The following is a 25,614-nucleotide window of genomic DNA, read 5'->3' as shown; positions in this document are numbered from 1 at the left end:
CATATCGGTTCGGAAGATCGGGATCAGCGGATCGCGATGGAGACCTTCTGGCTCTCCCCGGTCGAACCGGGAATCTTCAGCTCGAACGTGCCGGGCTTGATGGCGATGAAGGATATGCTGGCTGTGCCCGCGGCGTCGAACTCGAGGCTGTCGATCGCCATGGGGCGGATCTCGATCTGGTTGATTACGATTTCGTTGAACCAGATCGCGCGGAAGAATTCAGGGCCTGCGATGGCAAGCTCGGCGGAGCCGTCAGCGGTGATGCGCATCTCGTAATATGCACCCGACTGGAGCTCGATCGGGCCGGCTTCGTGGAGCGGCTGGCCGGAGGCGAGCGTGAGCTCAATCGGCTCACCGCGGTTGCACTTGGTAAGCAGGCCCGCAAAGCCGAATTTGTCGCAAAGCGGCGCGGCGGCGGCAGGCTGAAGCGCGGCGGGAAGGATGGCAGCCGCGAGAAGCGCGGCAGCGGCAAAGCGTTGCATGGGGACTCTCCCTGTCCTTGTGATCCGGTGCGGATGGCTCAATCCGGAGCGACGACGACGCCCCAGGGCTGCTGTCCGACCTGAACCGACTTTATCGTCTCGAGATTCTCGACGTCTATTACCGAAACGTCGTTGGAGTTGCCGTTGGTGGTAACGAGGTATTTCTCGTCAGGCGTGAAGGCCAGCTGCCAGACGCGCTGGCCGACGAGGAGGTAATCCTTGACCTCGTCGGTCGCGGCATCGACCACGGCGACACGGTTGGCAGGCCCGAGCGCGACGAAAAGGGTCTTGTTGTCGGAGGTCACGCGCATTCCCACCGGCTGGAGCCATTCGGGCAGCACGTTCGGAACCTCGAAGCCGATCTTGTCGATGAGCGTGGGCTCGGCTCCGGTCATGTCGATGACACTCACCGTGCCGCCGATCTCAGAGCTCACATAGAGTTTCGAGCCATCATCGGTGAAGATCGCGTAGCGTGGGCGCTGGTCGACAAGGACGTTGTGCTTGATCTCGTAATCGGCGCTGTCGATGAAATGCGCCATGTTGGTGGTTTCGGAGGTGTTGATGACCCAGTGTGCGTCGGGGCTGATCGCCATGCCTTCGGGCTCCACGCCCACCGGAACCTCGGCGATGACCTTGTGGGTCTTCGTGTCGACCACCGTCACGAGGTTGTCGTCCTCATTGGCAATGTAGAGCGGGTTGCCCGAGGGGTGCAGCACGAAGAGCTCGGGGTCGGGACCGGACGGGAGTGTGTGGAGTTCCTCGTAGGTTTCGGGATCGAAGACGCGCACGACGTCGTCGTCGGAGGCGCAGACATAGAGCTCCGAGCCGTCCGGGGAGATGGTGATGCCGCGAGGTCGGTTGCCGGCAGGAAACTCGCCGATCACCTCCCAGCTCTCGCTGTCGAGCACGGTCACGGAATTTCCGCGCTCGTTGGAGACGAAGACCTTGTTGGCAAGCGCGGGGTGGGCAAGGCCCAGGAGCGCCGTGGCGGCAAGAAAAGTGGTAGAGCGGTTCATCGGTCGGCTTCCTCTGTGAAGGCCGTGCAGGTCGTTTCCGGAGCGTCCGTCCCCAGTGTGTCGAGGGGCGAGACCTGGTGCAGGTAGCCATCTTGAGGCGAGACGCTCACGTTTACCCGCCCGTCGCTGAGCAGGATCGGCTGGCGGAGCTGGCCGTTCCAAGGGCGGAAGGTGACCGGCTGGCCCTTGAAGGCGGCGAGCGTGAACTCCTGGCCCAGCGCATAGGCGCGGATCGAGGCCGGGTCGGCCTCGCCCGTGCGGGTGGCAGCCTCGCCGATCACGCGAAGCGCGAGCCAGACCTGGTAATCCTCCTCGCGCGCATATCGCCGGGTGAGCTTCTCGAAGCGGGTCTGGAACTGCGTCGCACCCCAGGCCTCGTGAGCGGGCGACCAGGTAACGGGCCGGAGCCCGGCGGAGCCGACAACGAGATCGGGTCCCCAAGTATGATAGGGGAGGTGCGCGGCGAACACATCGGCCTCGTCGGCGGCAACGACCACGTCATGGCGCTTCATCTTCTGAGTAAAGACCGGGATCTGGCGCTGAACAAGCACGTAGCCGGTATCGGTGCGGCGCGCGCCGCCGGTGTCCTCGAAGCCACGCTCCTCGACAATCCTGGCACCGAACTTGCGGGCGGAGCGGCGGTAGGCGTCGGCGAGCGCGAAATCCTCCGGGTGAGAGCCCTGGATCAGCACCCAGTCGCCCCATTTCTTCCACATGAGATACTGGGCAAGTGCATCTGTCTTCATCGACCGGCTCGGAGCGATGTGGAGCACGTTGGCGCGACATTCGTCGTTGCGCAGTTCGTCGCCGGGTGCTGTCGCGTTGAGCAGCAGTGCGCGGTCGCCGGCCGCGTCGGCCAGTGCAAGGAGCGTCGCATCGTCTGACATGACAACGACGAGCGAGATCCCCTCGCCGAGCAGCCGTTCCAGCGCCGCCTGCGCCTCCTCCGGCGACACGGCCACGGTCTCGAGGCTGTAGTCCATGCCGAGGAAGGTACCGGTTGTCTGGTTGTCCTCGGTTGCAAGCACACCGCCCGCGAATCCCATGTCATCCGGCTTGAGGTCAAGGCGCGAGATCGGCAACAGCGCATCCTGGTCGATGCGGAGCACAGCCGCTTTGACCTCAAGCGCGCGCGTGGCGCCAGCCATGGTGCATGCCATCGCCAGCGCAAGCAGACAGAGCCGCAGCAAGATCCGATCCTCCCCAGGAGTTCCCGCAGTCTTTTTGTCGTTTTATGAACGATGCCGTTTTGGCAACTGTTTTAGTAAGGCTAACCTGCCGAAGGCAACAGCGAGAACCGATACCTTTGGCTGATTGAGCTCGGCCCGGCCCATGCCCGATCATCCGGCCATGCCACGGGCGACCGGGCATTCCGCACACGCGGGCGGGCTTTTGGTCTCCGGCCCCGCGTCGCGGGATGCTCTGCTTCGCGGCCAACAACATCGTCAGGACGGGTGAGGAAATCTCATGAAACTCCACCGCAGGCAGGCCATCCTCGGCCTGGCCCTTCTTGGTGCGCTTGCGCCGACACTTGCCGCAGCGCATGGACCATCGCGGCAGAAGCTCACGCTCACGACCGAGGTCGGCGCAGCCCCCGCGGAGGTATGGGCCGTGATCGGCAATTTCCAGGACATGAGCTGGCATCCGGCCGTTGCGGAGACGAACGGTGAAGGCGGCAACGAGATCGATGCGACCCGCGTGCTGCACCTCGGTTCGGCCGACGGGCCGACGATCTCGGAGATCCTCTACAAGTATGACCCCGAGAAGATGAGCTATTCCTATCGCATCACCGATGTGGATGTCGCCGTGCTGCCGGTGACGAACTATTCCTCGCATCTTACGGTGATCCCGAAGGACGGTGGCGGCTCGGTGATCGAGTGGCGCGGCGCCTTCTATCGCGGCTATCCCAACAACGATCCGCCCGAGGAACTCAATGACGAAGCCGCCATCGCCGCGGTAACGGGCGTCTATCAGGCCGGGCTCGATGCGCTGCACGCCCGTTTCGGCGACTGAGGCGCTCAGCGTCTGCGCCTGGCTCTGGGCGGCAGTGGCCAGTGCCGGCGATCTTGCCTATGTCACCAACCAGTCGGGCAACGATCTGAGCGTGCTCGATCTCGCGGCCGGGCAGGAGATCCGGCGGCTCGACGTGCCAGGCGCGCCGGCAGGTGTGGCCGCGGCGCCCGCGCTCGGGGCGGTCTTCACGGTGAGCCCCGAGAGCGCCACGGTGCGGCGCTTTCGCATGCGTGACGGCGCCCTTGAGGCTGAGGCGGTTTTCGACGGCGGGCCGATGGGAATTGCCGTCGATGCCGATCGGGGCCGGGTCATTGTCGGCGACTGGTACAATGCTCGCCTGCTGGTACTCGATGCCGAGGATCTCACGCTGCGCGCGGAACTGCCGACCGGGGCGGCACCCGCCGGCGTGGTGCTCTCACCCGACGGGCGTTGGCTGGCGTCCGCCGACCGGGACGGGGACCGCGTTTCGGTCTTCGATGCCGCGACACTCGCTTTCCGGCATGCCATCTCCACCGGCGCGCATCCTTTCGGCCTCGCGTTCGCCCCTGACGGGCGGCTCTTCAGCGCCGATGTCGAGGCGGACGGGCTGACGGTCATGGACCCGGAAGAAGGGACGGTACTCGGCCATGTCGTGACCGGGGCGCGGCCTTACGGCATCGCCTTCGCCGTCGGGCGGGGGTTTGTCACCAACCAGTATGCCGACAGCGTGACTGTCTTCGATGCCGCCTCGCTCGAAGGCATCACGACGCTCGAGGTTGGCGAGTATCCCGAAGGAGTGGCGGCCACTTCGGACGGTGGTCTCGTGGTGGTGACGAACTGGTTCTCGAATACGGTGACGCTTGTCGATCCGGAGGCGCTGGAGGTTATCGGAGAGATCGCCACCGGCGACGGACCACGTGCCTTCGGCGCCTTCATCGCGCCAGCTTCCCCCGACGGAGGCGGCTGACGGTGATCAGACCGCCTCCCAGGCGGGTTCCGAGTTTTCCTGCCAGCCGGAACGATGGAGGAGTGGTGTGTCATCGGCGAAGGTCGGGTAGCCGATACAGAGCCAGGCCAGGAAACGCCAGCCGGCTGGTACGCCGAGCAGCGTCTCGATCCGCCGCGGTTCCAGGATCGAAACCATGCCGAGCCCGAGATTCTGCGCCCGTGCAGCGAGCCAGAGTGCATAGACCGCCATCGCCGCGGACTGCCGCAGCGTTTCGGGCATGGTCTGTCGCCCGAGCCCGTGGCCGGTTTCCGGATCTTCGAGGCAGAAGACAGCGAGCTGGAGCGGCGCAGCCTCAAGTCCTGCAAGTTTCAGTCGGTCGTAGGCCGCGCGGCGATCCCCGGCATAGCCTTCCGCGGCCGCAGCGTTGCAGCGGGCAAACTCGTCCCGGACCGCCGCACGGATGCCCGGGCTCTCAACTCGGAGCACGCGCCAGGGCCGGGCATTGCCAACAGAGGGCGCAAGCGCTACCGCCTCGCGCATCCTGTCGATGGCGACCTCGGGCACGGGATCGGTGCGGAAATGGCGAACATCCCGGCGCCAGCGCATGAGCGAGAGCAGACGTGTAATCTGGTCTTCGCCGAATTCCATGCTGCCTGCCCTCTCCTGCCCGACGGACGCCCGTCGCGGCGCCGATTCCGAAGGGCGAAACCCATCAGAATTCCAAGCAGCCTGCAAGTTTTGTGGGCGGCCTACTCCGGGGCTCCGGCGGGAAGCGGCTCGGGTCGGGAGAGGGCAGCCGCCCTGGCCCGCAGCGCCTCGGCGCGCGCCTCGAGTTCCTCGGCGCCGCTCAGCAGGCCCTCTGCATCTTCGGGTGCACCGGCCCGCAAGCCATCGAAGCTCGCGGTCGGCTCGAGAACGGGCGGCGACTGTTTCACCTGCTGCGTGGAATCCGGAAAATCGGCCTCGGGGGGCGCGCAGGCGGCAAGCGCGAGCACAACGGCCACCAGCGGAACCGACGCCGCCAAGCCGGGGTTCAGGGGCCGCAGAAAGGGCCGGTCTTGCTCTGACATTGCAGCAGCCCCGCCGAATTGGATACTGGCAAACATCGCCGACCCTTGTATTATCCCCCGGACGTCGCGGCGGCAAGTTGCGGGCAAAGAAGGGGGAAACGAACATGAGCGATCATCAGGATCTCGATACGCTCGCGGAGCAGGGTCAACACGTTGCACATAACATGGCGGAGGTCTTCGACATCTCCAGCCAGATCTGGCAGACCTTCATGGCCGCGCAGCTTCAGCAGGGAACGCCGAAGCACGCCGATCCCCTAAACACCTTCCCGACCTTCGCCGAGCTCTATCGGACCATGTGGGACAATCCCAAGGAAGTTGCTGACAAGACCATCCAGTATTGGACGCAGCAATCGGCCCTCTGGCAGCATTCCATGCTGCGCTGGCTCGGGGCGAAGGACGTGCCGGAAAAGCTCGAGTTACCACACATGATGAAGGCGGACCGGCGCTTTGCCCATAAGGAGTGGTCCGAGAATGCGGTCTTTGACTATGTGAAGCAGTCCTATCTGCTCACCTCCGGCTGGATTCAGGACACGGTCAATTCCGTTGGAGAGATGGATCCGAAGGAGCGCAAGAAGGCGGCATTCTACACCCGGCAGTTCGTCGAGGCGATGAACCCCGCGAATTTCTTTGCCCTCAACCCGGAAGTACTCGAGGCCACGGTTTCGGAAAAGGGCGACAACCTGGTGCGCGGCCTCAAGATGATGCTGAAGGATCTCGAGCGCGGCAAGGGCAAGCTCCTGATCCGCCAGACCGACATGGATGCCTTCGAGGTCGGCAAGAACACCGCCGTTTCCGAGGGCTCGGTCATCTGGCAGACCGACATCTGCCAGCTCATCCAGTATTCGCCCAAGACGGAGAAGGTCTGCGCCAAGCCAATCCTCATCATTCCGCCCTGGATCAACAAATATTACGTGCTCGACCTCAATCCGAAGAAAAGCCTCGTGAAGTGGCTTGTCGAGCAGGGTCACACGGTCTTCATGATCTCCTGGGTGAACCCCGACGCGCGGCACAAGGAGAAGACCTGGGAAAGCTACATGTTCGAGGGCGCCTCGGCGGCCATCGACAAGGTGCTCGAGGAAACCGGGCAGCGCAGCACCCATGTCGCGTCCTACTGCATCGGCGGCACGCTGACCGGCACGCTGCTCGCGTGGATGGGCAAGAACAACGACAAGCGCGTGGCCTCGGCGACGTTCTTTACCGCCCAGCTTGATTTCGAGGATGCGGGCGAGTTGCAGATCCTCGTCGACGATCAGACGATCAACGTGATCGACTCGGAGATGGAGCAAGGCTACATGCCGGCCAACAAGATGGCCGAAGCCTTCAACATGCTCCGCGCCAACGACCTGATCTGGGGCTATGTGGTCAATAACTACATGCTCGGGAAAGACCCGTTCCCGTTCGACCTCCTGTTCTGGAACGCGGACTCGACGGCGATGCCGGCGAAGGTCCATGGCTTCTACCTGCAGCAGTTCTACGTCAACGATGCCTTCGCCAAAGGCAATCTGGTCGTGGACAACACCAACGTGACCCTCGCGGACATAAAGGTGCCGGTCTACCATGTGGCGACGAAGGAAGATCACATTGCGCCTGCCGCCTCGGTTTATCGCGGCGCCAAGGAGATGACGAATGCAGATGTACGCTTCGTCCTTTCGGGCTCGGGACACATCGCCGGGGTCGTGAACCCGCCCGCCCTGGGCAAATACCAGTTCTGGACCAATGCCGACATGTCGCAGCAGTCGCTCGACGCTTGGATGGGCGGCACGCAGGAGACAGAGGGAAGCTGGTGGCCGGACTGGGACGAATGGCTGAAAGCCCGTTCCGGGCGCCAGCTCAATGCCCGCGAACCCGGCGCCAAGCTCGGCGTGATCGAGCCCGCTCCCGGCTCTTATGTGAAGGTCCGCTTCGACAAGCAGTAGGACTGCAGAAACAAGCAGCGCCCCGGGCAAGCCCCGGGGCGGCAGCCCGCCGCGGGGCTTGCCTCAGAGCGTGGCCTGAGCGCTCACCACATCCGCCCCGTAGAGCCAGTCAAACCGCCCGAGCAGCGCGCTCGGCGCCACGGCAGATGCGGCCGAGAGGCCGAGATGGGCCAGCGTGCCGATGCCCGGACCGAGATGGTAGATCCGCCCGTTGCGGAGCGAGGCGCGCTGGATCCGCGTCGCCCGGGGCTTGCGCCGCGCTTCATAGGCCCGGAGCCCCTGCCCCAGATCCTTCGCGACATCGAGTTCGGCGGCGAGGACCCAGGCGTCCTCGAGGCCGGTTCCCGCCCCCTGCGCCAGAAAGGGCAGCATCGGATGACAGGCGTCCCCGATCAGCGCGACGGTGCCGTTCACCCAGTTTGGCAATGGCGGATGGTCGAAGAGCCCCCAGAGGAAGGTCTCGTCCACGGCCTCGAGCAGCTGCTTGACCCGTGGGCCGAACCCGGCAAAGGCCGCGCGCAGGTTTGCCGGATCGTCAGGTTCGGTCCAGCCCTCGATGGCCCAGTCATCCCGCTCCTCCACCGCAACGAAATTCCGGAGCGCGCCATGCCTGAGCGGATAGGTGACAAGATGTCGCCGCGGCCCCATGTAGACATTCACGCCATCGGGAAAGAGCCGCTCGGGAAGACGCGAGGCATCGACGAGCCCGCGCCACGCCACATGGCCGGTAAAGCTCGGCGCCTCGCCTTGGAAGAGACGTCCGCGCACACCCGAGCGCAAGCCATCCGCTGCGATAACGCCTTCCGCGAGCAGGGTTGCGCCGCATTCGAGCGTCACTCGGCAGCGGTTTCCGTACGTCTCGACATCTGCGACCCGCGCTGCGGTCTCGATGGTCACGCCGGCCTCGCGCGCCCCGGCTTCAAGCAGGGCGAGCAGATCAGCACGGTGGAACTGCCAGTAGGGCCGCCCGTAGCGCGCGATGCACTGGCGCCCGAGCGGGATTCGGGCCACGCGGCGCTCGGAGGCAAAATGATGGAGCTCAATCGCAGGCGGCAGGCTCGCGCAGGTTTCGGCGGCATCACGCAACCCGAGCGCCTCGAGAACCGCAACCCCGTTCGGTCCGACCTGAATGCCTGCCCCGACCTCGCCAAGTGCAGATGCCTGCTCGAGAACCCTCACCCGGGCCCGCCGCTGGGCCAGAGCCATCGCCGCCGCCAGTCCGGCGATGCCCGCACCGATGACGATGAATTCGTGCTCTGCCAGGTTCATGGCCCAGTCCTCCTGCGCGGCGGATGTCCCCTGCCCGTCTCTATAGGACAGGGCAGCGGCGGCGTCAGGACGAAATCACCGAAAGCGACACACAGCTCTTCAGGGCACCGCGCGCCTCACCGCACCGCATAGCCCGACGCCGCGAGCAGGCGGGCCACCTCGGCCCGGAGCTCATGCGCCCGGATGACGAAGGCTTCGTCCGCAATGGCGCTTGCGCCCTGTGGGGCATAGGCCGAACCGGCGCCTGCCTGAACGACCCGCGCCGCCGCCGTGCCCCGCCGGATCGCGGTCAGCATGCCGACGAGATGGTCGGAGCGGTCGAGGATCGGCCCCCCCGAGAAGCCAGGCCGAACGCCTGGCACGAGGGCGACAAGCCCAGGGCCGAACACATCGATATCCTTCCGCGGCTCGGTGACATGCCCGAAAAGCTCCAAACGGTCGCCGGCACGCGGCCCGCCCGAGGCATCAACCCCAACCGCAACGACGGCAAGCCCGCCATGGCTCCGGACAGGCTCGGTCGGGACCGGTGGCAGGAAACCTGCCGGGATCGACAGAACAGCAAGGTCCATATGGCGGCTGATCGCGAGAATCCGCGCATCGGCCTGGCGATCCGAACCGGCGGACGCCACCAGCCTGACGGTATCTCCCGGCCGCCGCCCCTCAACCACATGACCATTGGTCACGGCCACCCGCTCCGAGAGTGCGAAGGCCGACCCGACGAGATCTCCGCTCACAACCATGGCGTGGAAGCGCATCGGCCGCAGCCCGGTAGACGCACCGACACCCTGGCCGAAGAACAGCAGACACGAAAGGCCGATGACAAACGAACAAAGAAACCATGCCCACCCGTGTCCGGACCTGCCGGACCCGCGGGCTCCCCTAAAGACACCCATGGTCTTACCCCCAAGTGGTACCGACCCCCGTGCGGCACCAAGGAAAGATCTAGGCAGAGGCGGGTTTCCGTAGCCCTAACGCAGCGCCCCGCTGTTCCTAAACTTCATCGTTAAACCTTCCTAAACGACTCTCCCGCGAAAAGCACACGGGGCGGTTGGTATGCCAAGACCCTGATTCTCCGGAAGAACCGGGGGCACACTCTCCCAGAAACGCCAAGTCGAGTTCCCCATGTACGTCAGTAAAGTTTCCCAAGTAATTCGCGTAAAACAGTGTCACGCCGCGCGTATCATGCTTCTCGCGGGAGTCTCCCTCCTTGCGCTCGGATGCGGCTCCGCTTTCGCCGAGGGCCCGACGGGCGGAAACGTCGTGCGTGGCAAGGCAACTATCTCGCAACAGGGCGCTGTATCCAGGATCACCCAGACCAGCCGCCGCGCCGTGATCGATTGGGAGAGCTTCAATGTCGGGCGTGAAGCGAGCGTCGTCTTCGACCAGCCGGGCCGGGTCTCCGCAACTCTCAACCGCGTGACCTCCGCCGGCCGCAGCGTCATCCAGGGCACGCTCGCCGCCCCCGGCACGATCATCATCCAGAACACCGCGGGCGTTCTCTTCACCGGCAGTGCCAAGATCGATGCGACCGGTCTCGTCGCCACGAGCCAGCGCGTCAACGCGGAGCTTTTCCAGACCGAGGGGCGCCTTTCGATCGGCGGCGGCGAGAAAGCCGGCGCCTCCGTTCTCAACAAGGGCGAGATCACGATCGGCGAAGCGGGTCTCGCGGCTCTCGTTGGCACGGATGTGCGCAACGCCGGAGCAATCGTCGCGGAGCGCGGCACCGTCGCCCTGGCATCCGGGCAGCGCAGCACCATCGACCTTTCGGGCGACGGCACGGTGCAGATCGCCGTTGATGGGCATTCGAAGGGCGGCGGCGCGCGCAACACAGGCCTGATCGACGCGGCCGGGGGCACGGTCATCCTCACCGCCGGCGCTGCCGTCTCGGCGCTCGAGAGCGTTATCAACACCTCCGGTATCATCCGGGCTGGCGGCACCGCCGGACAGGGTGGCAAGATCCGCATCACCGGGCGCGGCAATGGGCGGCTCGAGTTGAATGGCTCGCTCGATGCATCGGGCACCGTCAAGGGCGGCGCGATTTCGGTCGCGGGGGGCAGTACCATCGCGGTCGGGGCCGCAGCCCGTATCCTGGCCAACGGTGGGCACGATGGCGGCAGCCTGCGGGTCGGAGGCGATTTTGGCGGCAAGGGCCCTCTTCCGCGTGCGGGCAATCTCAGGATCGACCGGGGCGCAGAACTCTCGGCCATCGGCATTTCGGGCACCGGCGGCAGCGTCGTCGCCTGGTCCGACGGCACCACCGAGATCGGCGGCACCCTCTCGGCAACGGGCGGCGAAGCGGGTGGCACCATCGAGACTTCCGGCCGCTTCGCGCTCGGAGTCGGAGTCCATGCGGGCATTTTGCTCGGCGAAGGCGGCAGCTGGCTTCTGGATCCACGCGATGTGCGGATCAGCACCTATGGCACACCCGTGAGGCCCGGCACCAACAATCCCACCGACGGATCGGGCGAGCACATCGTCAACGGCAGTTCCGTCGCCGCCGTGCTGCAGGGCGGCAGCGACGTCACGATCACCACGGATGCCGCAGGAGCCCCGGGCAGCGATACGGGCAACATCGTCGTCGATCGCCAGCTCAACTGGACCGGCGCCGGCTCTCTCACACTTGAAGCCGATGGCGGCATCGTGCTCGAAAAGGGTATCAGCAGCACCGATGGCAGCTTCACCGCTGAGGCAGGCGGCACGATCGACGTGAAGCGCTCGATCACCGCGCGCGGCGACGGCAGCATCACTCTCGAGGCGGGCGGCGACATCACGGTCTCCGAAGACATTTCCGCCTCCGGCGCGGGCAACGTCTCCCTCCAGGCCACCCGCGGCGACATTCGTATCGGCGAAACCTCCACTGGCAACGTGCTCGTCTCGACCACAACCGGCGCGCTCGACCTTGCCGCCTCCGAGGGCGACATCGTCCTGCACCGTGCCGAACGACTGGGTGCTGCGCATATCCAGGTCCGCTCGGCGAGCGGCCCGCTTTCCCTCACCGCCGGAAACGAGATCCGGATCGAGGGCGGCGAGGACAGCGCGAGCTGGGTTCGGGTCGGCAGCTCGACTGGCAGTTCCGAGGTCACGCTTTCGGCCCCCACCGTGACGGTGGTGGGCGGCACGCATCCGAACAGCTTTGCCGAGGTCGTGACCGGCGCCGGTGGCGCGCTCACCATCACGGGCGAGACCTTCGCGCTTTCGAACGGCAGCGGCGATATCGGCATGGTCGCCGCGCTCGATGGCGCTGATCTGACCATCAGCGCCACACGTCAGCGCTGGGATGGCTATCTGCGTGCCGGCTCCGGCGCCTCCGATGGCGGCAATGTGCTGATCGAAGGTTCTGCGACCGTCTCGGTTGAGCCCCAGTTCAGCCTGGCCGAGAACCGGAACTTCCACCTTGGCCCGGGAGCGGACGGGGCCGAGATCAATGCAACGGTTCCGGTCACGGTCACCACATCGGGCCGCGGCACGATCGATGTCGAAGGTCTCTTCTGCGTCCCGGGCCTGACCCTTGCCTCCGAAGAACAGGTCGCGCTCGGCCCCGATGCACAGCTCGTGGGAACCGGGCGAGGCGATGCTGTCGTCGTTGCCGCGGGTCGCAGCTTCGAGAATGCCGCCGGAGCGGATGCCATCGCGCTCGAGGCCGCCGGCAGCCGATGGCTCCTCTACGTCAACCGCTTCAACGGGCTCGAAGGGGACGAGCCGCAGAGCCACGGCTTTGATCTCTATGGCCGCCCCTACCCGACCACACCGCCCTCCGCGATCTCCCAAACCGGGAACCGCATCGTCTATGGCGAGCAGCCGACGCTCACCCTCACGGCGGATACCCTGAGCAAGTCCTATGGCAGCGAAGCCGAGCCGGGTTATTCCGCCTCTGGCCTCCGCGAAGGCGACAGCCTTGCCACTGCGCTGATCAGCGGACCGAATGTCATGAGCGACGGCAGCGAAGCCAACGCCGACACAGGCACCTACATCACCCGCGTCAGCGCAACCCAATCGAGCCAGGGCTATCATCTGGTTGTCGCCCCGGGAGCCATTACGGTAGAAGCGGCTCCGCTCACCATCACCGCAGGCAACGCCTCCCGCACCTACGGCGGCACCAACCCGGCCTTCTCGGCCACCGGGGCGGGCTTCGTCCTCGGACAGTCGCTCGACGATCTCGACGGCAGCCTCGGCTTCGAGACCGCGGCCACCCGACGCTCCGACACCGGGCGCTACAGCGTCACGGCCGCCGGCCTCACCTCCCGCAACTACGACATCACCTACGCCCCGGGCACCCTCACCATCGACCCGGCCGCCCTCACCATCACCGCAGGCAACGCCTCCCGCACCTACGGCGGCACCAACCCGGCCTTCTCGGCCACCGGGGCGGGCTTCGTCCTCGGACAGTCGCTCGACGATCTCGACGGCAGCCTCGGCTTCGAGACCGCGGCCACCCGACGCTCCGACACCGGGCGCTACAGCGTCACGGCCGCCGGCCTCACCTCCCGCAACTACGACATCACCTACGCCCCGGGCACCCTCACCATCGACCCGGCCGCCCTCACCATCACCGCAGGCAACGCCTCCCGCACCTACGGCGGCACCAACCCGGCCTTCTCGGCCACCGGGGCGGGCTTCGTCCTCGGACAGTCGCTCGACGATCTCGACGGCAGCCTCGGCTTCGAGACCGCGGCCACCCGACGCTCCGACACCGGGCGCTACAGCGTCACGGCCGCCGGCCTCACCTCCCGCAACTACGACATCACCTACGCCCCGGGCACCCTCACCATCGACCCGGCCGCCCTCACCATCACCGCAGGCAACGCCTCCCGCACCTACGGCGGCACCAACCCGGCCTTCTCGGCCACCGGGGCGGGCTTCGTCCTCGGACAGTCGCTCGACGATCTCGACGGCAGCCTCGGCTTCGAGACCGCGGCCACCCGACGCTCCGACACCGGGCGCTACAGCGTCACGGCCGCCGGCCTCACCTCCCGCAACTACGACATCACCTACGCCCCGGGCACCCTCACCATCGACCCGGCCGCCCTCACCATCACCGCAGGCAACGCCTCCCGCACCTACGGCGGCACCAATCCCGCCTTCTCGGCCACCGGGGCGGGCTTCGTCCTCGGACAGTCGCTCGACGATCTCGACGGCAGCCTCGGCTTCGAGACCGCGGCCACCCGACGCTCCGACACCGGGCGCTACAGCGTCACGGCCGCCGGCCTCACCTCCCGCAACTACGACATCACCTACGCCCCGGGCACCCTCACCATCGACCCGGCCGCCCTCACCATCACCGCAGGCAACGCCTCCCGCACCTACGGCGGCACCAATCCCGCCTTCTCGGCCACCGGGGCGGGCTTCGTCCTCGGACAGTCGCTCGACGATCTCGACGGCAGCCTCGGCTTCGAGACCGCAGCCACCCGACGCTCCGACACCGGGCGCTACAGCGTCACGGCCGCCGGCCTCACCTCCCGCAACTACGACATCACCTACGCCCCGGGCACCCTCACCATCGACCCGGCCGCCCTCACCATCACCGCAGGCAACGCCTCCCGCACCTACGGCGGCACCAATCCCGCCTTCTCGGCCACCGGGGCGGGCTTCGTCCTCGGACAGTCGCTCGACGATCTCGACGGCAGCCTCGGCTTCGAGACCGCAGCCACCCGACGCTCCGACACCGGGCGCTACAGCGTCACGGCCGCCGGCCTCACCTCCCGCAACTACGACATCACCTACGCCCCGGGCACCCTCACCATCGACCCGGCCGCCCTCACCATCACCGCAGGCAACGCCTCCCGCACCTACGGCGGCACCAATCCCGCCTTCTCGGCCACCGGGGCGGGCTTCGTCCTCGGACAGTCGCTCGACGATCTCGACGGCAGCCTCGGCTTCGAGACCGCAGCCACCCGACGCTCCGACACCGGGCGCTACAGCGTCACGGCCGCCGGCCTCACCTCCCGCAACTACGACATCACCTACGCCCCGGGCACCCTCACCATCGACCCGGCCGCCCTCACCATCACCGCAGGCAACACGACATGGACCGAGGGCGGCGGGAACCCCGATTTCACGGTCTCCGGCGATGGATTCGTTAACGGAGAGGATGTGGACGATCTCGGCGGAACACTGACCTTCGCGACAGACGCCACAAGCAGCTCCGGCCCAGGCAGCTACAGCATCACGCCTGATGGCCTTACTTCGGGCAACTACAGCATCACCTATGAAAGCGGAACGCTCACGGTGGAACCCGCAGGCGGCGGCACGGATGGTGGCGGCACCCCTTCTACCACGCTTGCCGATGCAAGCGGTGCGGTCGAGCGCTTCTCGCGCGGCGTCCCGCCGCTGACGCCGGGTGACGCGAGCTTCCGCACCACCCAGATCGACGCCCCGCCCGCAATCGCCAATGCCTTTGGCCTCGACTACTCGCTCGGCGATGTGATCCAGCTCGCCCCGGGTGGCCGCGCGCCTGCGGATGGCTTCTCGCCAGCCTCCGGCACCATCGCCTCTATGGATGATGCCGATGGGTTCCGCCCCGCGTCCGGCAGCGCAACACCCACTGCAGCGCCGCAGCCCGTGCAGGCGGGCGGCTGCAGCGGCTCGATCAACACCGGCGCCGCCGACGCCGGCTGCGGACGCGCCCGCAGCACAGAAACCTACTGGACCACAAGGACACCCGCCAGCCGATGATCCGGACCCGTCTCGCTTTCGCGGCCGCCCTTTGCCTCACCCTGCCCTCCGCCAGCTTCGGCCAGTCGGCACGTGATTATCTGCCCCGAGAACCCGGCCTGCGCCCGGACCCGGCCCGCGAGGTCAGGCCACCTGAGGAGACAGCACCGCCTGCAGCGATCCGACCCGCGGCGGGCACGGGCGGGCTCCTTCTTCGGGGAATTGCGCTCGATGGCGCCACTGCGGTCTCGGAGGCAGAACTTGCGCCGCTTTGGGCCGGGCTGATCGGCACGCGCGTTGGTGTGCCCGAACTCGAGGCGGTTGCGGCGGCCATCGGCGCCGCCTATCGCGCGCGCGGTTATATCCTTTCCCAGGCGGTCCTGCCCGCACAGGACGTGAGCGGTGGCATCGTGCGCATCCGTGTCGTCGAGGGCTTCGTCGAGACTGTTGAGGTATTGGCGGAGAATTCATCCGTCCAGGCCACGACGGAACGGATCTTTGCACCGGTCCCCGCAGACCGTCCGCTCCGGATCACGACGCTCGAGCGCAGCGTCCTGCTTGCGCGCGACACCTTCGGCGCGGAGGTCGAAACCGTGCTCGAACCGGCCCCGGTCACCTTCGGTGCCGCCAATCTCGGGGTCTCCGCCGCCGTCGAGCCCACCTCCTACTTCGCCACCGTCGACAACCGCGGCTCCCGCCTCTACGGCGCCTGGACGCTGGGTGCGGGCAGCCGGAGCTATAACCTCCTCGGGCTCGACGAACGCATCGATACACTGATTGCCGTTGCGCCGAGCGATGCCTCAATGCTCTTTGCCGCGGCAACGCTCGACAAGCCGCTCGCATCCCTCGCCGGTTCGGTGCTTGACGGCGGACGGCTCGAGCTCCATGCCGACTTTTCGCGCGCAGATCCCGACCTCGCGAAAAGCGGCTCGCCCGACGGGCTTTCGCTCGTGCAGGACGAGACGAACCTCCATGCAGGCCTGATCGTGCCCTTTATCCGGACCCGGTCGCAGAACCTCTTCGGCCGCGCCGGGCTCGGATTTCAGGAAAGCCGGGGCATCACCGACTTTGCCGATGTGGAATCGGAGCAGACCGACAGGCTCTGGGTGCTCGACGCACGTCTGACCTGGGATGTCGCCGACCGTTTCGGCGGCGTGACGCTGGTCGACGCAACCGTTCGCAAGGGGCTCGACATCGGTGGCGCGACGGTGGGTGCCGATGGGCCGGCGGCCGGTGTACCGGACTTCCTCCTCGCCGACCTAACCCTCTCCCGGCTCCAGCGTCTTGGCAACGGCGGCTGGGCGATCTACGGAGAGGCCACCGGCCAGATTGCCGCTGACGTCCTGCCCACCACCGAACGCTTCAGCCTCGGCGACAGCACGATCGGCCGTGGTTTCGCACCGGGAAATACCTCTGGCGACTCAGGCTTCGGCACGCGGCTGGAACTGCGTCGCGAGATTGCCCCCGAACGGCTGCGCGATGCGGTGCAGAGCGCCGAGCTCTATGTCTACGGCGATTACGGCCGCGCCTGGGACCGCAGCCTCGCCCGCGATGGCGAACAGGTGGAAACCCTCGCCTCCTGGGGTTTCGGCGCCCGGATCGACGTCCGCCCCTGGCTCACGCTGACGCCCGAGGTCGCCCGTCAGCTCGAAGGCACGGCAACCGATACGACCCAAACCGGCCTTGAAACCCGCTTCTACATCGGGGCCATCGCCCGTTTCTGAGCCATCGGCCGGAAACGGCCCACCCGAAGCGCGCCGGATACGGAATTCTCCGGCGCCGCCGCTGGACGCAGGGACGCCTCTCCCCTAAAAGGACTCGACATCTCCGAGGGGAAAACATGCGCATTCTCATCACCAACGATGACGGCATCACCGCGCCCGGCCTGAAGATCGCCGAGGCGATCGCGGCGGAGCTGGCCGGGCCCGAGGGCGAGGTCTGGGTTGTCGCACCGGCCTTTGAACAGTCGGGCGTCTCGCATTGCGTTTCCTACATCCGCCCGATGCGGCTTGAAAAGCTCGAGGAGCGCCGCTTTGCCGTCGAGGGCTCGCCCGCCGACTGCGTGCTTGCGGGCCTTGGAGAAATCCTGCGCGACAACCCGCCCGATCTCGTGCTTTCTGGGGTGAACCGCGGCCATAACGTCGCCGAGGACACGCTCTATTCCGGCACGATCGGCGGCGCGCTCGAGGCTGCGCTCCACGGCTACCGTTCAGTCGCGCTCTCGCAGTATTACGGCCCCAATTCGGCTCACGGGCTCGGCGCCTTCGAGGCCGCCGCCGAACATGCCGTGCCGGTGATCCGGCGGCTGCTCGAAAAGGCGCCATGGCAGCGCGAAGGCTACAACCTCTTCTACAACGTGAACTTCCCTGCACTTCCCGCCGCAGAGGTGAAGGGGGTCCGGGCCACGCACCAGGGCTCGCGGCTCAATCCGACCTTCGGGGTGCAGCCGCAACGCGCGCCCAACGGGCGGCTCTATCTCTGGCTCACCCATGGCGAAGGCAACAACGGCACCGCGCCGGGCTCGGATTCCCATGACTGCCACGCCGGGCATGTCACCGTCACCCCGCTCAGCGCCGATCTCACGGTGCACGAGATGGTCGCCCCGCTCGCGGAGCTTCTGCAGTAGGACCGGGAGTTCCATGGACGACATCGAGCGCCAGATGCAGTTCGTCTTCGCCTTGCGGTCGCATGGAATCACGAATGCCGATGTGCTCAAGGCAATGGAATCCGTGCCGCGCAAGGACTTCCTCGAAGGCATCTTCGAGGAACGTTCCCATGAGGATACGCCGCTGCCGATCTCCTGCGGCCAGACCATCAGCCAGCCGTCGGTGGTTGCGCTGATGACCCAGGCGCTCGATCTCAACCGCCGCTGCAAGGTGCTCGAGATCGGCACCGGCTCGGGCTATCAGGCTGCGATACTCGCCCGGCTCGCGCGCCGGGTCTACACAATCGAGCGGCACCGGCGCCTGGCCCGCCGCTCGAAGGAGCTGCTGCACCGGCTGGGGCTCCACAACATCACCGTGGTTCACGGCGACGGTTCGCTCGGCCTTCCCGAGCAAGTGCCGTTCGATCGCATCATCGTGACCGCCGCCGCTGAGGATCCGCCACAGATCCTGCTCGATCAGCTCCGCCCCGGCGGCATCATGGTCCTGCCCGTGGGTCAGAGCCACTCGGTCCAGACGCTCATCAAGGTCTCCAAGACCGAGCATGGGCTGGAATACACCGAGCTCGGACCCGTCCGCTTCGTTCCCCTTGTCGAAGGCATAGCACATGATGTATTGGACTAGCCGAAACCACCGAAATATGGGAGAATTGTGATGGTTTCGCGCCGCGGCTTGCCCAATGGGCGCATCCGGACCCTCCGCCCGCTCCTGATATCCTCCGCCTTCTGCGCGTTGCTCGCGGCCTGTACCGCGCCCGGCGCCGGCGGTGGCGGACAGCAGGCGGTCCCAAATCTTTCCCCGGATTCGCGCGGGGTCATCACCTACGCCACCTATCAGGTCGCCGTCGCGCGCGATGGCGATACGCTCGATACGGTTGCAAGCCGCGTTGGCACGACGAGCGCTGAACTGGCTCGGCTAAACGCGTTGCCCGGCGATTACCGGCTCCGGAGCGGCGAAGTCCTGCTCCTGCCGCAAAGCGTGGCACGCCCGCCCGATTCCGGCGGCTTCGGCACCGGCGAGGTAAGCACCGAACCGCTCTGGAGCCCCGAGGGGGCGGCCGCCGCCATCGATGGTGCCTCTGCGACGGGGAACACCTCTCCCCAGAGCAGCCCGTTCCAGAACGGCCAGACCCAGCCTCTGATCGACCCGATCCGGCACCGGGTGGAAGCGGGAGAGACCGCCTATTCGATCGCGCGTCTCTATGGTGTCTCGGTCACCGCACTCGCCTCTTGGAATGGGCTCGGCCCGGATCTCGCCGTGCGCGAGAACCAGGAGCTGCTGATCCCGATCGTGAGTGACGCGAATCGGATCTCCGGCGCAGCCGACACCCAGCCCGGCCAGCCGACGGATGTCGCCGCGCCCGCGATCGCGGCGACGCCGCTGCCCGACGACATCACCGAAGCGGCCGACCCGACTTCTCCCGATCTTGCCCAGTATCGCACCCCGGCCGGCGGCAAGCTTGATGCGCCTGTCTCGGCCAAGATCACCCGCGGCTACAACAGCTCGAACCCGAATGGCGTCGGCTACTCGGTCCCGGCCGGTACGCCCGTACGCGCCGCAGCCGATGGCGAGGTTGCGTTGATCTCGGAGGAACTAGGCGGCATCGGCACGATCGTTTTGATCCGGCATCGCGACGACCTGATGACGACCTACAGTACGCTCTCCGATGTGGATGTCACCAAGGGACAGAACGTGCGGGCAGGTCAGGTAATCGGCAAGGTCGCACCGCGCGACAAGCCGGAACTCCAGTTCGATGTCTTCCGCGGCACAACGAGCGTCGATCCAACGCCCTATGTCGGCGGTTGATCCGACTGGAAACCACCGCTGACCTCACGCGCGCCCGCACGCCCCGCGGGCGCGTGGTTTCGGTTTATCCTTGGTGTGAGAGCAAAATCCTGAGTTCGAACTGCTTTCGCTCTAGTGGCGAGCGAGTTCGGCCTTGCCCTGCAAGCGCCGGGCACAGACCAGCCATTCGCCGAGTGAACACTCAGTCTCAGCGCAGTCGAACTCGCAGACCGCAAGCGACGGCGGAACCTCCTGAACGAAGGAATCGGCCAGTATCCGGGTCTTGCGGTTGAGCCACCCGTTGAAGGCATGCGGGGCGCGGGCGAGCCGGGCCAGCGTGTGTTCGGCAACAGGATGTTCGCGCATCTTGGAAATCCTTCTCACCAGATCAAAATCATGCGTTAACCATGGCAGGCGTGAACCTTTGCAGCCTTGATCTCGCGCAAACGCAAGACAGGCTTCACGGTGTCCCTTGGCGATCGACATGGCCAAGGTCACGCTCGGGCGACACCCGGTCACGCACCATCTGCTTGAGCCTTTTCACATCCGGAAATCCGCCGTCACGCTTGCGTTCCCAGATCAGCTCGCCATCGATGCGGATCTCGAAGATCCCGCCGGTGCCTGGCACGAGTGTCACCGCGCCAAGCTCTTCGGAGAAGGTCGAGAGGAGCTCCTGCGCCATCCAGGCCGAACGCAGGAGCCAGTTGCAAAGGCTGCAATACGTGATGGTGACGGTGGGGCGGTGCTCTGACATACCCCCACTCTGCCCCGCTGCCACGCCCGCCGCAACCATGTCAGGCGGTTGGAAAGGCGCCCTTGAATGCCACTTCGGCGAGCGGGCGCCGCGGGCTCGGAACTTCGCGCGCCTGCAGCGCCTCGGGAAGCTGTGCCTTGTCGCCGAGCTTGCCGATCGCGACCCCGGCCTCGACGCGGAAGCCCTCGGGCACCCCTAGCACCTCAGGGATACGGTCGAAATGGATGCCGGTCATGCCATGCACGTGGTAACCCAGCAGCTGCGCCTGGAGCGACAGCAACCCCCAGGCCGCGCCGGCATCGAAGGAATGGCTGTAGATCGGCTGTTCCTCGCTCGATCCGGGCGCCGCGGCATGGGTTTTCGAAAGGATGAAGACCAGTGCTCCGGCGGCCTTCGCCCAGCTCTGATTGAAATCGTTGAGCAAGCCGAGCAGCCGGTCGAATTCCGGCGTCCCCTTTACGGCGTAGACGAAGCGCCAAGGCTGAAAATTGAAGGCAGAAGGCGCCCAATGCGCCGCCTCCAGAATGGTAAGGAGCTTGTCTTCAGGCAGGGCGGTTCCGTCGAAGGCACGCGGCGACCAGCGCTCGAGGAAGAGCGGGGCAACCGCGTTTTCGGCGTTGCGTGTCTCGATGGCTGAGATCTTGGTCATGGCGGTCGAAATCCTCTGCATTCGCGTTTGCAGCAAATGTAAGCCATCGCGGAATAAAACCAACAAGTTTCGTCGGTTTATTGTCGCGGCATCGGCGACACACCGTTGGCGCATCTGCCCGGCGCACGTAGCCCCAGCCAGCGTGAGGCCTCACGACTCATGCAAGTCACGCGCGATTGGTGGCCCGATTGCGACATCCTTGAAGTGCGCGACAAACCCGGCCCGCGTTGGCGAGCAGGCCATCGGTCCGACCTCGGCCGGTCCCTCCGGAAAGGGGCAAAGTCGCGCCATCCGCCAGGCTCCACCGTCCAGTGAATACTGCACCCGCACTGCATCGCCATGCCGGGTGATCCGCACCCCGACCACCGTCTCGGGCGTGGCCTCGGGCAACGGGATCACCGACCAGTCGGAGCGAGGCGCGCTGACCACGGTGCTGAAATGCATGAGCCCGTCGGTGAATTCGATACCCGCCTTGATCCAGCATGTCTCTCCGCACCGCAGCATCATCCCGGCCTGATCGTAGAGCGCCGAATAGCGGCCAGTCACAGCGAGGCGGGCGGTAAAATCCCCCTTCACCGGTGCAAGCCAGGCGTGACCACTGTCCCGCACAAAGCCATAGAACGTCTCCCGCCAGAAATCGGTCGTCTCGCCCGTCTCCAGCGAAAGTGCTGCTGCGTCGCCCGACCAGACCGGTGGAGGATTGAGCCAGGTGAACTCAGTTGCCATAACCACCGCCCCCCGGGGTTTCGAGCCAGTAGACATCGCCCGCGGCGACCTCGGTCTGATCCGCGCTGGCGAGTTCATCGACAGCGCCTCGGGCGCGCACCACGCGGGTCCGGCCACAGCCCCCCGGAGCGCCGCCCTCAAGCCCCGGCGGAGGCACGCGCCGGTGCCCCGAGAGGATTGCCACCGTCATCGGCTCGAGGAAGCGGATCCGTCGCGTCACGCCATTCCCGCCATGGAACTGCCCGCCCCCGCCGGTACCCTCCCGGATCGAGAACTCGTCGAGCACGACGGGAAAGCGCCATTCGAGCACTTCCGGGTCGGTCAGCCGCGAGTTGGTCATATGGCTGTGCACACCGCTCGTCCCGTGGAAACCCGAGCCATCCGACAGCCGGCCCGCCCCCGTCCCGCCGCAGATCGTCTCGTAATACTGGTAGCGTCCGTTACCCCAGGTGGTGTTGTTCATGGTCGATTGCGCCGCCGCCTGCACGCCCAGCGCGAGAAAGAGCGCCGAGGTCACAGCCTGGCTGGTCTCCACATTGCCCGCGATCACCGCTGCGGGATATTCCGGCGCAAGCATCGAGCGCTGCGGCACGATGACCTCCAGCGGCTTCATCACCCCCTCGTTCATCGGGATGTTGTCGTCCACGAGGCAGCGGAAGACATAGAGCACGGCCGCTCGCGTCACCGGCTCCGGCGCGTTGTAATTCGTTGCAAGCTGGGCGGTCGTGCCGGTAAAATCGATCACGGCCGAGCGGTTTTGCCGGTCCACCCGTATGCTCACCCGCACCTCGCGCGGCGCCCCGTCAAAGTCCGGGTCCATCGGATAGACGTAATCGGCATCCTTCAGCGCCTCGATCGCGCGCCGCACGCTCTCCTCCGCATTGTCCTGCACATGGCCCATGTAGGCCTCGACCACTGCGAGCCCGAAATGCTCGACCATGCGGCGAAGCTCCTGCGCCCCCTTCTCGCATGCTGCAACCTGCGCCCGGAGATCGGCGAGGTTCACCTCCGGCGCCCGCACCGGATAGGGCCCGGAGCTCAGCAGCTCGCGCGTCTCGGCCTCTCGGAACCGGCCGCGATCCACGAGCTTCCAGTTGTCGATATAAACCCCCTCGTCATGGATCGTCCGACTGTCGGGCGGCATGGATCCCGGCGTGAGACCGCCCACATCCGTATGATGGCCGCGCGCCGACGTGTAGAAGAGAATCTGAGCACCGGCATCATCCCAGACCGGCGTCACCACCGTGATATCGGGCAGATGCGTCCCTCCGTTGTAGGGCGCGTTCAGCACGAAAACATCGCCCGGCGCCATCTCGGGATTCTGCGCGATGACCGCCTTGACGCTCGCGCCCATGCTCCCGAGATGCACCGGCATGTGCGGCGCATTGGCGATGAGATCTCCGCCCCGGTCGAAGACCGCGCAGGAGAAATCCAACCGCTCCTTGATCGTGACCGAGGCCGCGGTGTTTTCGAGCACCGCGCCCATCTGCTCGGCAATCGACATATAGAGGTTGTTGAAGACCTCGAGCATCACCGGATCGGCTTCCGTCCCGACCGCGGCGCGTTTGGGTCGCGCCACGATGCGCCGGAGCACCACGTGGTCATGGGCGCTAATCCGTGCCTGCCAGCCCGGCTCGATCAGGATCGAGGTATGCGGCTCGACCAGCACGGCAGGGCCGGTGAGCGTATCGCCCGGCCGGAGCACCTCGCGCTTCACGAAGCGTGCCTCGACCCACGCGCCATGCAGAAAGACCGGCGCGACCAGCGCCGCGCGGTAATCGCCCTCCGCCCGTTCCGCCAGCGGCTGCGCAGTTTCGGCAAGATCCGCCGCCCCGCCGATCGCCTCGACCTGAACGCTCTCGATAACCAGCGCCGCATCACCCGGATCAAAGCCGAAGCGTGCCCGGTGTGCCGCCTTGAACGCCGTGCGCAACTCGCCCTCCGAGCCGAAGGCGATCGGCAGCGCCGTATCCGTGCCCTTCACCTTGAGATGCAGCGTATGGACGAGCCGGATATGGGCCTCCGCCACGCCCTGCGTCTCGACCTCGCCCAGCGCCTCGACGCCGAGCGCATCGAGACGCCCCGCAGCGGCCAGCCGTGTCACGTCGCCAAGCTCAGCCTCCATCGCTTCGGTCCGCGCCGCACGGATATCGGCAAGCCCCATGCCATAGGCTGAAAGCAGCGAAGCCATCGGATGGACGAGGCAGGTTTCCATGCCGAGCGTATCGGCAATCGCGCAGGCATGCTGTGCCCCTGCTCCGCCAAACACCGTGAGACAATAGCCGCTCACGTCATGGCCGCGCTGCACGCTGATCTTCTTGATGGCGTTGGCCATGTTCTCGACGGCAATGCGCAGAAAGCCTTCTGCCACTGCCTCCGGCGCCTTGCCGACCTCCGCGGCCATCCGCTCGAAGCCGGCCCGCGTTGCCGAGAGATCGAGCGGCCGGTTCGCATCGCGCCCGAAGATTGCCGGGAAAAACTCGGGCCGGAGCCGCCCGGTCAGCACGTTGGCATCCGTCACCGCCAGCGGCCCACCGCGGCCGTAGCACGTCGGCCCCGGATTTGCCCCCGCGCTCTCCGGGCCGACGCGCATCCGTGCCCCGTCGAAGGTAAGCAGCGAACCGCCGCCGGCTGCGACGGTATGGATGTTCATCATCGGCGCGGTGATCCGCACCCCGGCGATCTCAGTATGAAGCAACCGCTCGTAATCGCCCGCGAAATGGCAGACATCCGTTGATGTACCGCCCATGTCGAAGCCTATGATCCGCCCCTCGCCTGCAATCTGGCTGGTGCGCACCGCGCCCACCACGCCACCGGCCGGCCCCGAGAGGATCGCGTCCTTGCCTTGGAAGAGCCCCGCATCGGTGAGCCCGCCAGAGGACTGCATGAACATGAGCTTGCCCCGCATCTCCCCGTCGAAGGCGGCCGCGACCCGGTCGATGTAGCGCCGGAGAATCGGGGTGAGATAGGCATCGACCACGGTCGTGTCGCCCCGGCTTACCATCTTCATGAGCGGGCTGACCTCATGGCTTACCGAAACCTGGGCAAAGCCTGCCGCCCGCGCGATCTCGGCCGCCCGGGTCTCATGCGCATGATGGCGGTAGCCGTGAACCAAGACGATGGCACAGGCCGATAGGCCTTCGGCCCGCACTGCAGCGAAATCGGCTGCAAGCCTCGCCTCGTCGAGCGGAAGTTCCACGGTGCCGTCCGCCCGCACCCGCTCGTCGGCCTCGATCACAGTGCGATAGAGCATCTCGGGCAGGATGATCTGGCGGTCAAACAGCCGCGGTCGGGCCTGATAGGCAAGCCGAAGCTGCTGGCCGAGCCCGCGGGTCGTCACCAGTACCAGCGGCTCGCCCTTGCGCTCGAGCAGGGCATTGGTGGCAACCGTTGTGCCCATCTTGACACTTGCAATCCGTTCCGCGGGGATCGGAGCCTCGGCAGCGAGCCCCAGGAAACGCCGGATGCCATGGAGTGCGGCGTCCTCATACTGCTCGGGGTTTTCCGAGAGCAGCTTGGCACGATGGAACCGCCGGTCCGGGTCACGCGCAACAATATCGGTGAAAGTGCCGCCCCGGTCGATCCAGAAATCCCACATCCGCTCTCGCGCTCCCTGCCCGTCCTCCCTTCCGGTCTAGCGCGGGATCGCTGACCATGCCAGAGCCAAGCCCCGCCCTCTCTGCAACCGCTGG

20 protein-coding genes are annotated in these 25,614 nt (G+C 66.4%); 8 read left to right on the top strand and 12 right to left on the bottom strand.

The features are described 5' to 3' along the window. Positions 1-23 precede the first annotated feature (23 nt). The 3 genes from ACF66B_RS18540 to ACF66B_RS18530 are packed head-to-tail and all read right to left on the bottom strand — an operon-like array spanning position 24 to position 2,685. Positions 24-482: a hypothetical protein gene (locus ACF66B_RS18540; protein ID WP_111428895.1), complete on the bottom strand. Its 459-nt coding sequence runs from the start codon at positions 480-482 to the stop codon at positions 24-26. Positions 483-520: 38 nt separating this feature from the next. Beyond that, complete coding sequence (locus ACF66B_RS18535; RefSeq protein ID WP_111428896.1) at positions 521-1,498, bottom strand: YVTN family beta-propeller repeat protein; 978 nt, start codon at positions 1,496-1,498, stop codon at positions 521-523. Then, complete coding sequence (locus ACF66B_RS18530; protein WP_392664913.1) at positions 1,495-2,685, bottom strand: ABC transporter substrate-binding protein; 1,191 nt, start codon at positions 2,683-2,685, stop codon at positions 1,495-1,497. Before ACF66B_RS18530 ends, ACF66B_RS18535 begins: the two co-directional genes overlap by 4 nt. A 280-nt stretch (positions 2,686-2,965) precedes the next feature. Here ACF66B_RS18530 and ACF66B_RS18525 point away from each other — a divergent pair, with 280 nt between their 5' ends. Together ACF66B_RS18525 and ACF66B_RS18520 are read left to right on the top strand one after the other, a co-directional pair. Continuing rightward, positions 2,966-3,511, top strand: coding sequence for an SRPBCC family protein (locus tag ACF66B_RS18525; protein WP_111428897.1), 546 nt, complete (start codon positions 2,966-2,968; stop codon positions 3,509-3,511). Further along, positions 3,483-4,457 carry a beta-propeller fold lactonase family protein gene (locus ACF66B_RS18520; RefSeq protein WP_111428898.1) on the top strand — a complete coding sequence of 325 codons (975 nt, stop codon included), beginning with the start codon at positions 3,483-3,485 and terminating at the stop codon, positions 4,455-4,457. The genes ACF66B_RS18525 and ACF66B_RS18520 overlap by 29 nt, the downstream gene beginning before the upstream one ends. A gap of 6 nt (positions 4,458-4,463) precedes the next feature. On the opposite strand, the gene bluB is transcribed toward ACF66B_RS18520, so the two are convergent. Together bluB and ACF66B_RS18510 are read right to left on the bottom strand one after the other, a co-directional pair. Continuing rightward, the gene (bluB, locus tag ACF66B_RS18515) at positions 4,464-5,087 is read right to left on the bottom strand and encodes a 5,6-dimethylbenzimidazole synthase (protein WP_111428975.1); all 624 of its coding nucleotides are present in this window, start codon (positions 5,085-5,087) and stop codon (positions 4,464-4,466) included. A 101-nt stretch (positions 5,088-5,188) separates the two neighbouring features. Beyond that, positions 5,189-5,464, bottom strand: a complete 276-nt coding sequence (locus ACF66B_RS18510) for a hypothetical protein (protein ID WP_162683180.1) — start codon at positions 5,462-5,464, stop codon at positions 5,189-5,191. 149 nt (positions 5,465-5,613) lie between these two features. Here ACF66B_RS18510 and ACF66B_RS18505 point away from each other — a divergent pair, with 149 nt between their 5' ends. Beyond that, the gene (locus ACF66B_RS18505) at positions 5,614-7,425 is read left to right on the top strand and encodes a class I poly(R)-hydroxyalkanoic acid synthase (RefSeq protein ID WP_162683181.1); all 1,812 of its coding nucleotides are present in this window, start codon (positions 5,614-5,616) and stop codon (positions 7,423-7,425) included. 63 nt (positions 7,426-7,488) lie between these two features. Here ACF66B_RS18505 and ACF66B_RS18500 read toward each other — a convergent pair whose 3' ends face one another. Both ACF66B_RS18500 and ACF66B_RS18495 read right to left on the bottom strand, forming a co-directional pair. Further along, entirely contained in the window at positions 7,489-8,694 is a 1,206-nt protein-coding gene (locus ACF66B_RS18500; RefSeq protein WP_111428900.1) for an FAD-dependent monooxygenase, read from the bottom strand. Between the two features lie 116 nt (positions 8,695-8,810). Beyond that, positions 8,811-9,449, bottom strand: coding sequence for a serine protease (locus ACF66B_RS18495; protein WP_162683182.1), 639 nt, complete (start codon positions 9,447-9,449; stop codon positions 8,811-8,813). 367 nt (positions 9,450-9,816) lie between these two features. Here ACF66B_RS18495 and ACF66B_RS18490 point away from each other — a divergent pair, with 367 nt between their 5' ends. From ACF66B_RS18490 to ACF66B_RS18470, 5 genes are all read left to right on the top strand, one after another. Beyond that, on the top strand, positions 9,817-15,366 hold the full coding sequence (locus ACF66B_RS18490; protein WP_392663546.1) for an MBG domain-containing protein: 5,550 nt from the start codon (positions 9,817-9,819) through the stop codon (positions 15,364-15,366). Further along, positions 15,363-17,069, top strand: coding sequence for a ShlB/FhaC/HecB family hemolysin secretion/activation protein (locus tag ACF66B_RS18485; RefSeq protein WP_111428903.1), 1,707 nt, complete (start codon positions 15,363-15,365; stop codon positions 17,067-17,069). The genes ACF66B_RS18490 and ACF66B_RS18485 overlap by 4 nt, the downstream gene beginning before the upstream one ends. A 116-nt stretch (positions 17,070-17,185) precedes the next feature. Beyond that, positions 17,186-17,971: a 5'/3'-nucleotidase SurE gene (gene surE, locus ACF66B_RS18480; RefSeq protein ID WP_111428904.1), complete on the top strand. Its 786-nt coding sequence runs from the start codon at positions 17,186-17,188 to the stop codon at positions 17,969-17,971. Between the two features lie 13 nt (positions 17,972-17,984). Next, the gene (locus ACF66B_RS18475) at positions 17,985-18,632 is read left to right on the top strand and encodes a protein-L-isoaspartate(D-aspartate) O-methyltransferase (protein WP_111428905.1); all 648 of its coding nucleotides are present in this window, start codon (positions 17,985-17,987) and stop codon (positions 18,630-18,632) included. Positions 18,633-18,662: 30 nt separating this feature from the next. After that, a complete protein-coding gene (locus ACF66B_RS18470; RefSeq protein WP_111428906.1) occupies positions 18,663-19,814 on the top strand; it encodes a peptidoglycan DD-metalloendopeptidase family protein in 1,152 nt (383 codons plus the stop codon). Between the two features lie 111 nt (positions 19,815-19,925). Here the strand turns inward: ACF66B_RS18470 and ACF66B_RS18465 are convergent, their stop codons facing one another. The 5 genes from ACF66B_RS18465 to ACF66B_RS18445 all read right to left on the bottom strand — a co-directional run bounded on the left by ACF66B_RS18465 (position 19,926) and on the right by ACF66B_RS18445 (position 25,520). After that, positions 19,926-20,279, bottom strand: coding sequence for a hypothetical protein (locus ACF66B_RS18465; protein ID WP_162683184.1), 354 nt, complete (start codon positions 20,277-20,279; stop codon positions 19,926-19,928). After that, on the bottom strand, positions 20,254-20,547 hold the full coding sequence (locus ACF66B_RS18460) for a SelT/SelW/SelH family protein (protein WP_111428908.1): 294 nt from the start codon (positions 20,545-20,547) through the stop codon (positions 20,254-20,256). Before ACF66B_RS18460 ends, ACF66B_RS18465 begins: the two co-directional genes overlap by 26 nt. Positions 20,548-20,587: 40 nt before the next feature. Continuing rightward, positions 20,588-21,196: a nitroreductase family protein gene (locus ACF66B_RS18455; protein ID WP_111428976.1), complete on the bottom strand. Its 609-nt coding sequence runs from the start codon at positions 21,194-21,196 to the stop codon at positions 20,588-20,590. Between the two features lie 150 nt (positions 21,197-21,346). Then, entirely contained in the window at positions 21,347-21,922 is a 576-nt protein-coding gene (locus ACF66B_RS18450) for a DUF1349 domain-containing protein (protein WP_111428909.1), read from the bottom strand. Further along, positions 21,912-25,520: a hydantoinase B/oxoprolinase family protein gene (locus tag ACF66B_RS18445; protein ID WP_111428910.1), complete on the bottom strand. Its 3,609-nt coding sequence runs from the start codon at positions 25,518-25,520 to the stop codon at positions 21,912-21,914. Before ACF66B_RS18445 ends, ACF66B_RS18450 begins: the two co-directional genes overlap by 11 nt. Positions 25,521-25,614 lie beyond the last annotated feature (94 nt).

Origin of the sequence: Amaricoccus sp. B4 (genome assembly GCF_043226085.1) — a bacterium.
Lineage (GTDB): Bacteria > Pseudomonadota > Alphaproteobacteria > Rhodobacterales > Rhodobacteraceae > Amaricoccus.
This window is presented reverse-complemented; position numbering and strand designations above follow the sequence as displayed.

Coding starts and splice junctions, on each gene's coding strand:
- ACF66B_RS18540 (WP_111428895.1), bottom strand. CDS start 482: ATGCAACGCTTTGCCGCTGCCGCGCTTCTCGCGGCTGCCATCCTTCCC.
- ACF66B_RS18535 (WP_111428896.1), bottom strand. CDS start 1,498: ATGAACCGCTCTACCACTTTTCTTGCCGCCACGGCGCTCCTGGGCCTT.
- ACF66B_RS18525 (WP_111428897.1), top strand. CDS start 2,966: ATGAAACTCCACCGCAGGCAGGCCATCCTCGGCCTGGCCCTTCTTGGT.
- ACF66B_RS18520 (WP_111428898.1), top strand. CDS start 3,483: ATGCGCTGCACGCCCGTTTCGGCGACTGAGGCGCTCAGCGTCTGCGCC.
- bluB (WP_111428975.1), bottom strand. CDS start 5,087: ATGGAATTCGGCGAAGACCAGATTACACGTCTGCTCTCGCTCATGCGC.
- ACF66B_RS18505 (WP_162683181.1), top strand. CDS start 5,614: ATGAGCGATCATCAGGATCTCGATACGCTCGCGGAGCAGGGTCAACAC.
- ACF66B_RS18500 (WP_111428900.1), bottom strand. CDS start 8,694: ATGAACCTGGCAGAGCACGAATTCATCGTCATCGGTGCGGGCATCGCC.
- ACF66B_RS18495 (WP_162683182.1), bottom strand. CDS start 9,449: ATGCGCTTCCACGCCATGGTTGTGAGCGGAGATCTCGTCGGGTCGGCC.
- ACF66B_RS18490 (WP_392663546.1), top strand. CDS start 9,817: ATGTACGTCAGTAAAGTTTCCCAAGTAATTCGCGTAAAACAGTGTCAC.
- ACF66B_RS18485 (WP_111428903.1), top strand. CDS start 15,363: ATGATCCGGACCCGTCTCGCTTTCGCGGCCGCCCTTTGCCTCACCCTG.
- surE (WP_111428904.1), top strand. CDS start 17,186: ATGCGCATTCTCATCACCAACGATGACGGCATCACCGCGCCCGGCCTG.
- ACF66B_RS18475 (WP_111428905.1), top strand. CDS start 17,985: ATGGACGACATCGAGCGCCAGATGCAGTTCGTCTTCGCCTTGCGGTCG.
- ACF66B_RS18470 (WP_111428906.1), top strand. CDS start 18,663: ATGGTTTCGCGCCGCGGCTTGCCCAATGGGCGCATCCGGACCCTCCGC.
- ACF66B_RS18465 (WP_162683184.1), bottom strand. CDS start 20,279: ATGTCGATCGCCAAGGGACACCGTGAAGCCTGTCTTGCGTTTGCGCGA.
- ACF66B_RS18460 (WP_111428908.1), bottom strand. CDS start 20,547: ATGTCAGAGCACCGCCCCACCGTCACCATCACGTATTGCAGCCTTTGC.
- ACF66B_RS18455 (WP_111428976.1), bottom strand. CDS start 21,196: ATGACCAAGATCTCAGCCATCGAGACACGCAACGCCGAAAACGCGGTT.
- ACF66B_RS18450 (WP_111428909.1), bottom strand. CDS start 21,922: ATGGCAACTGAGTTCACCTGGCTCAATCCTCCACCGGTCTGGTCGGGC.
- ACF66B_RS18445 (WP_111428910.1), bottom strand. CDS start 25,520: ATGTGGGATTTCTGGATCGACCGGGGCGGCACTTTCACCGATATTGTT.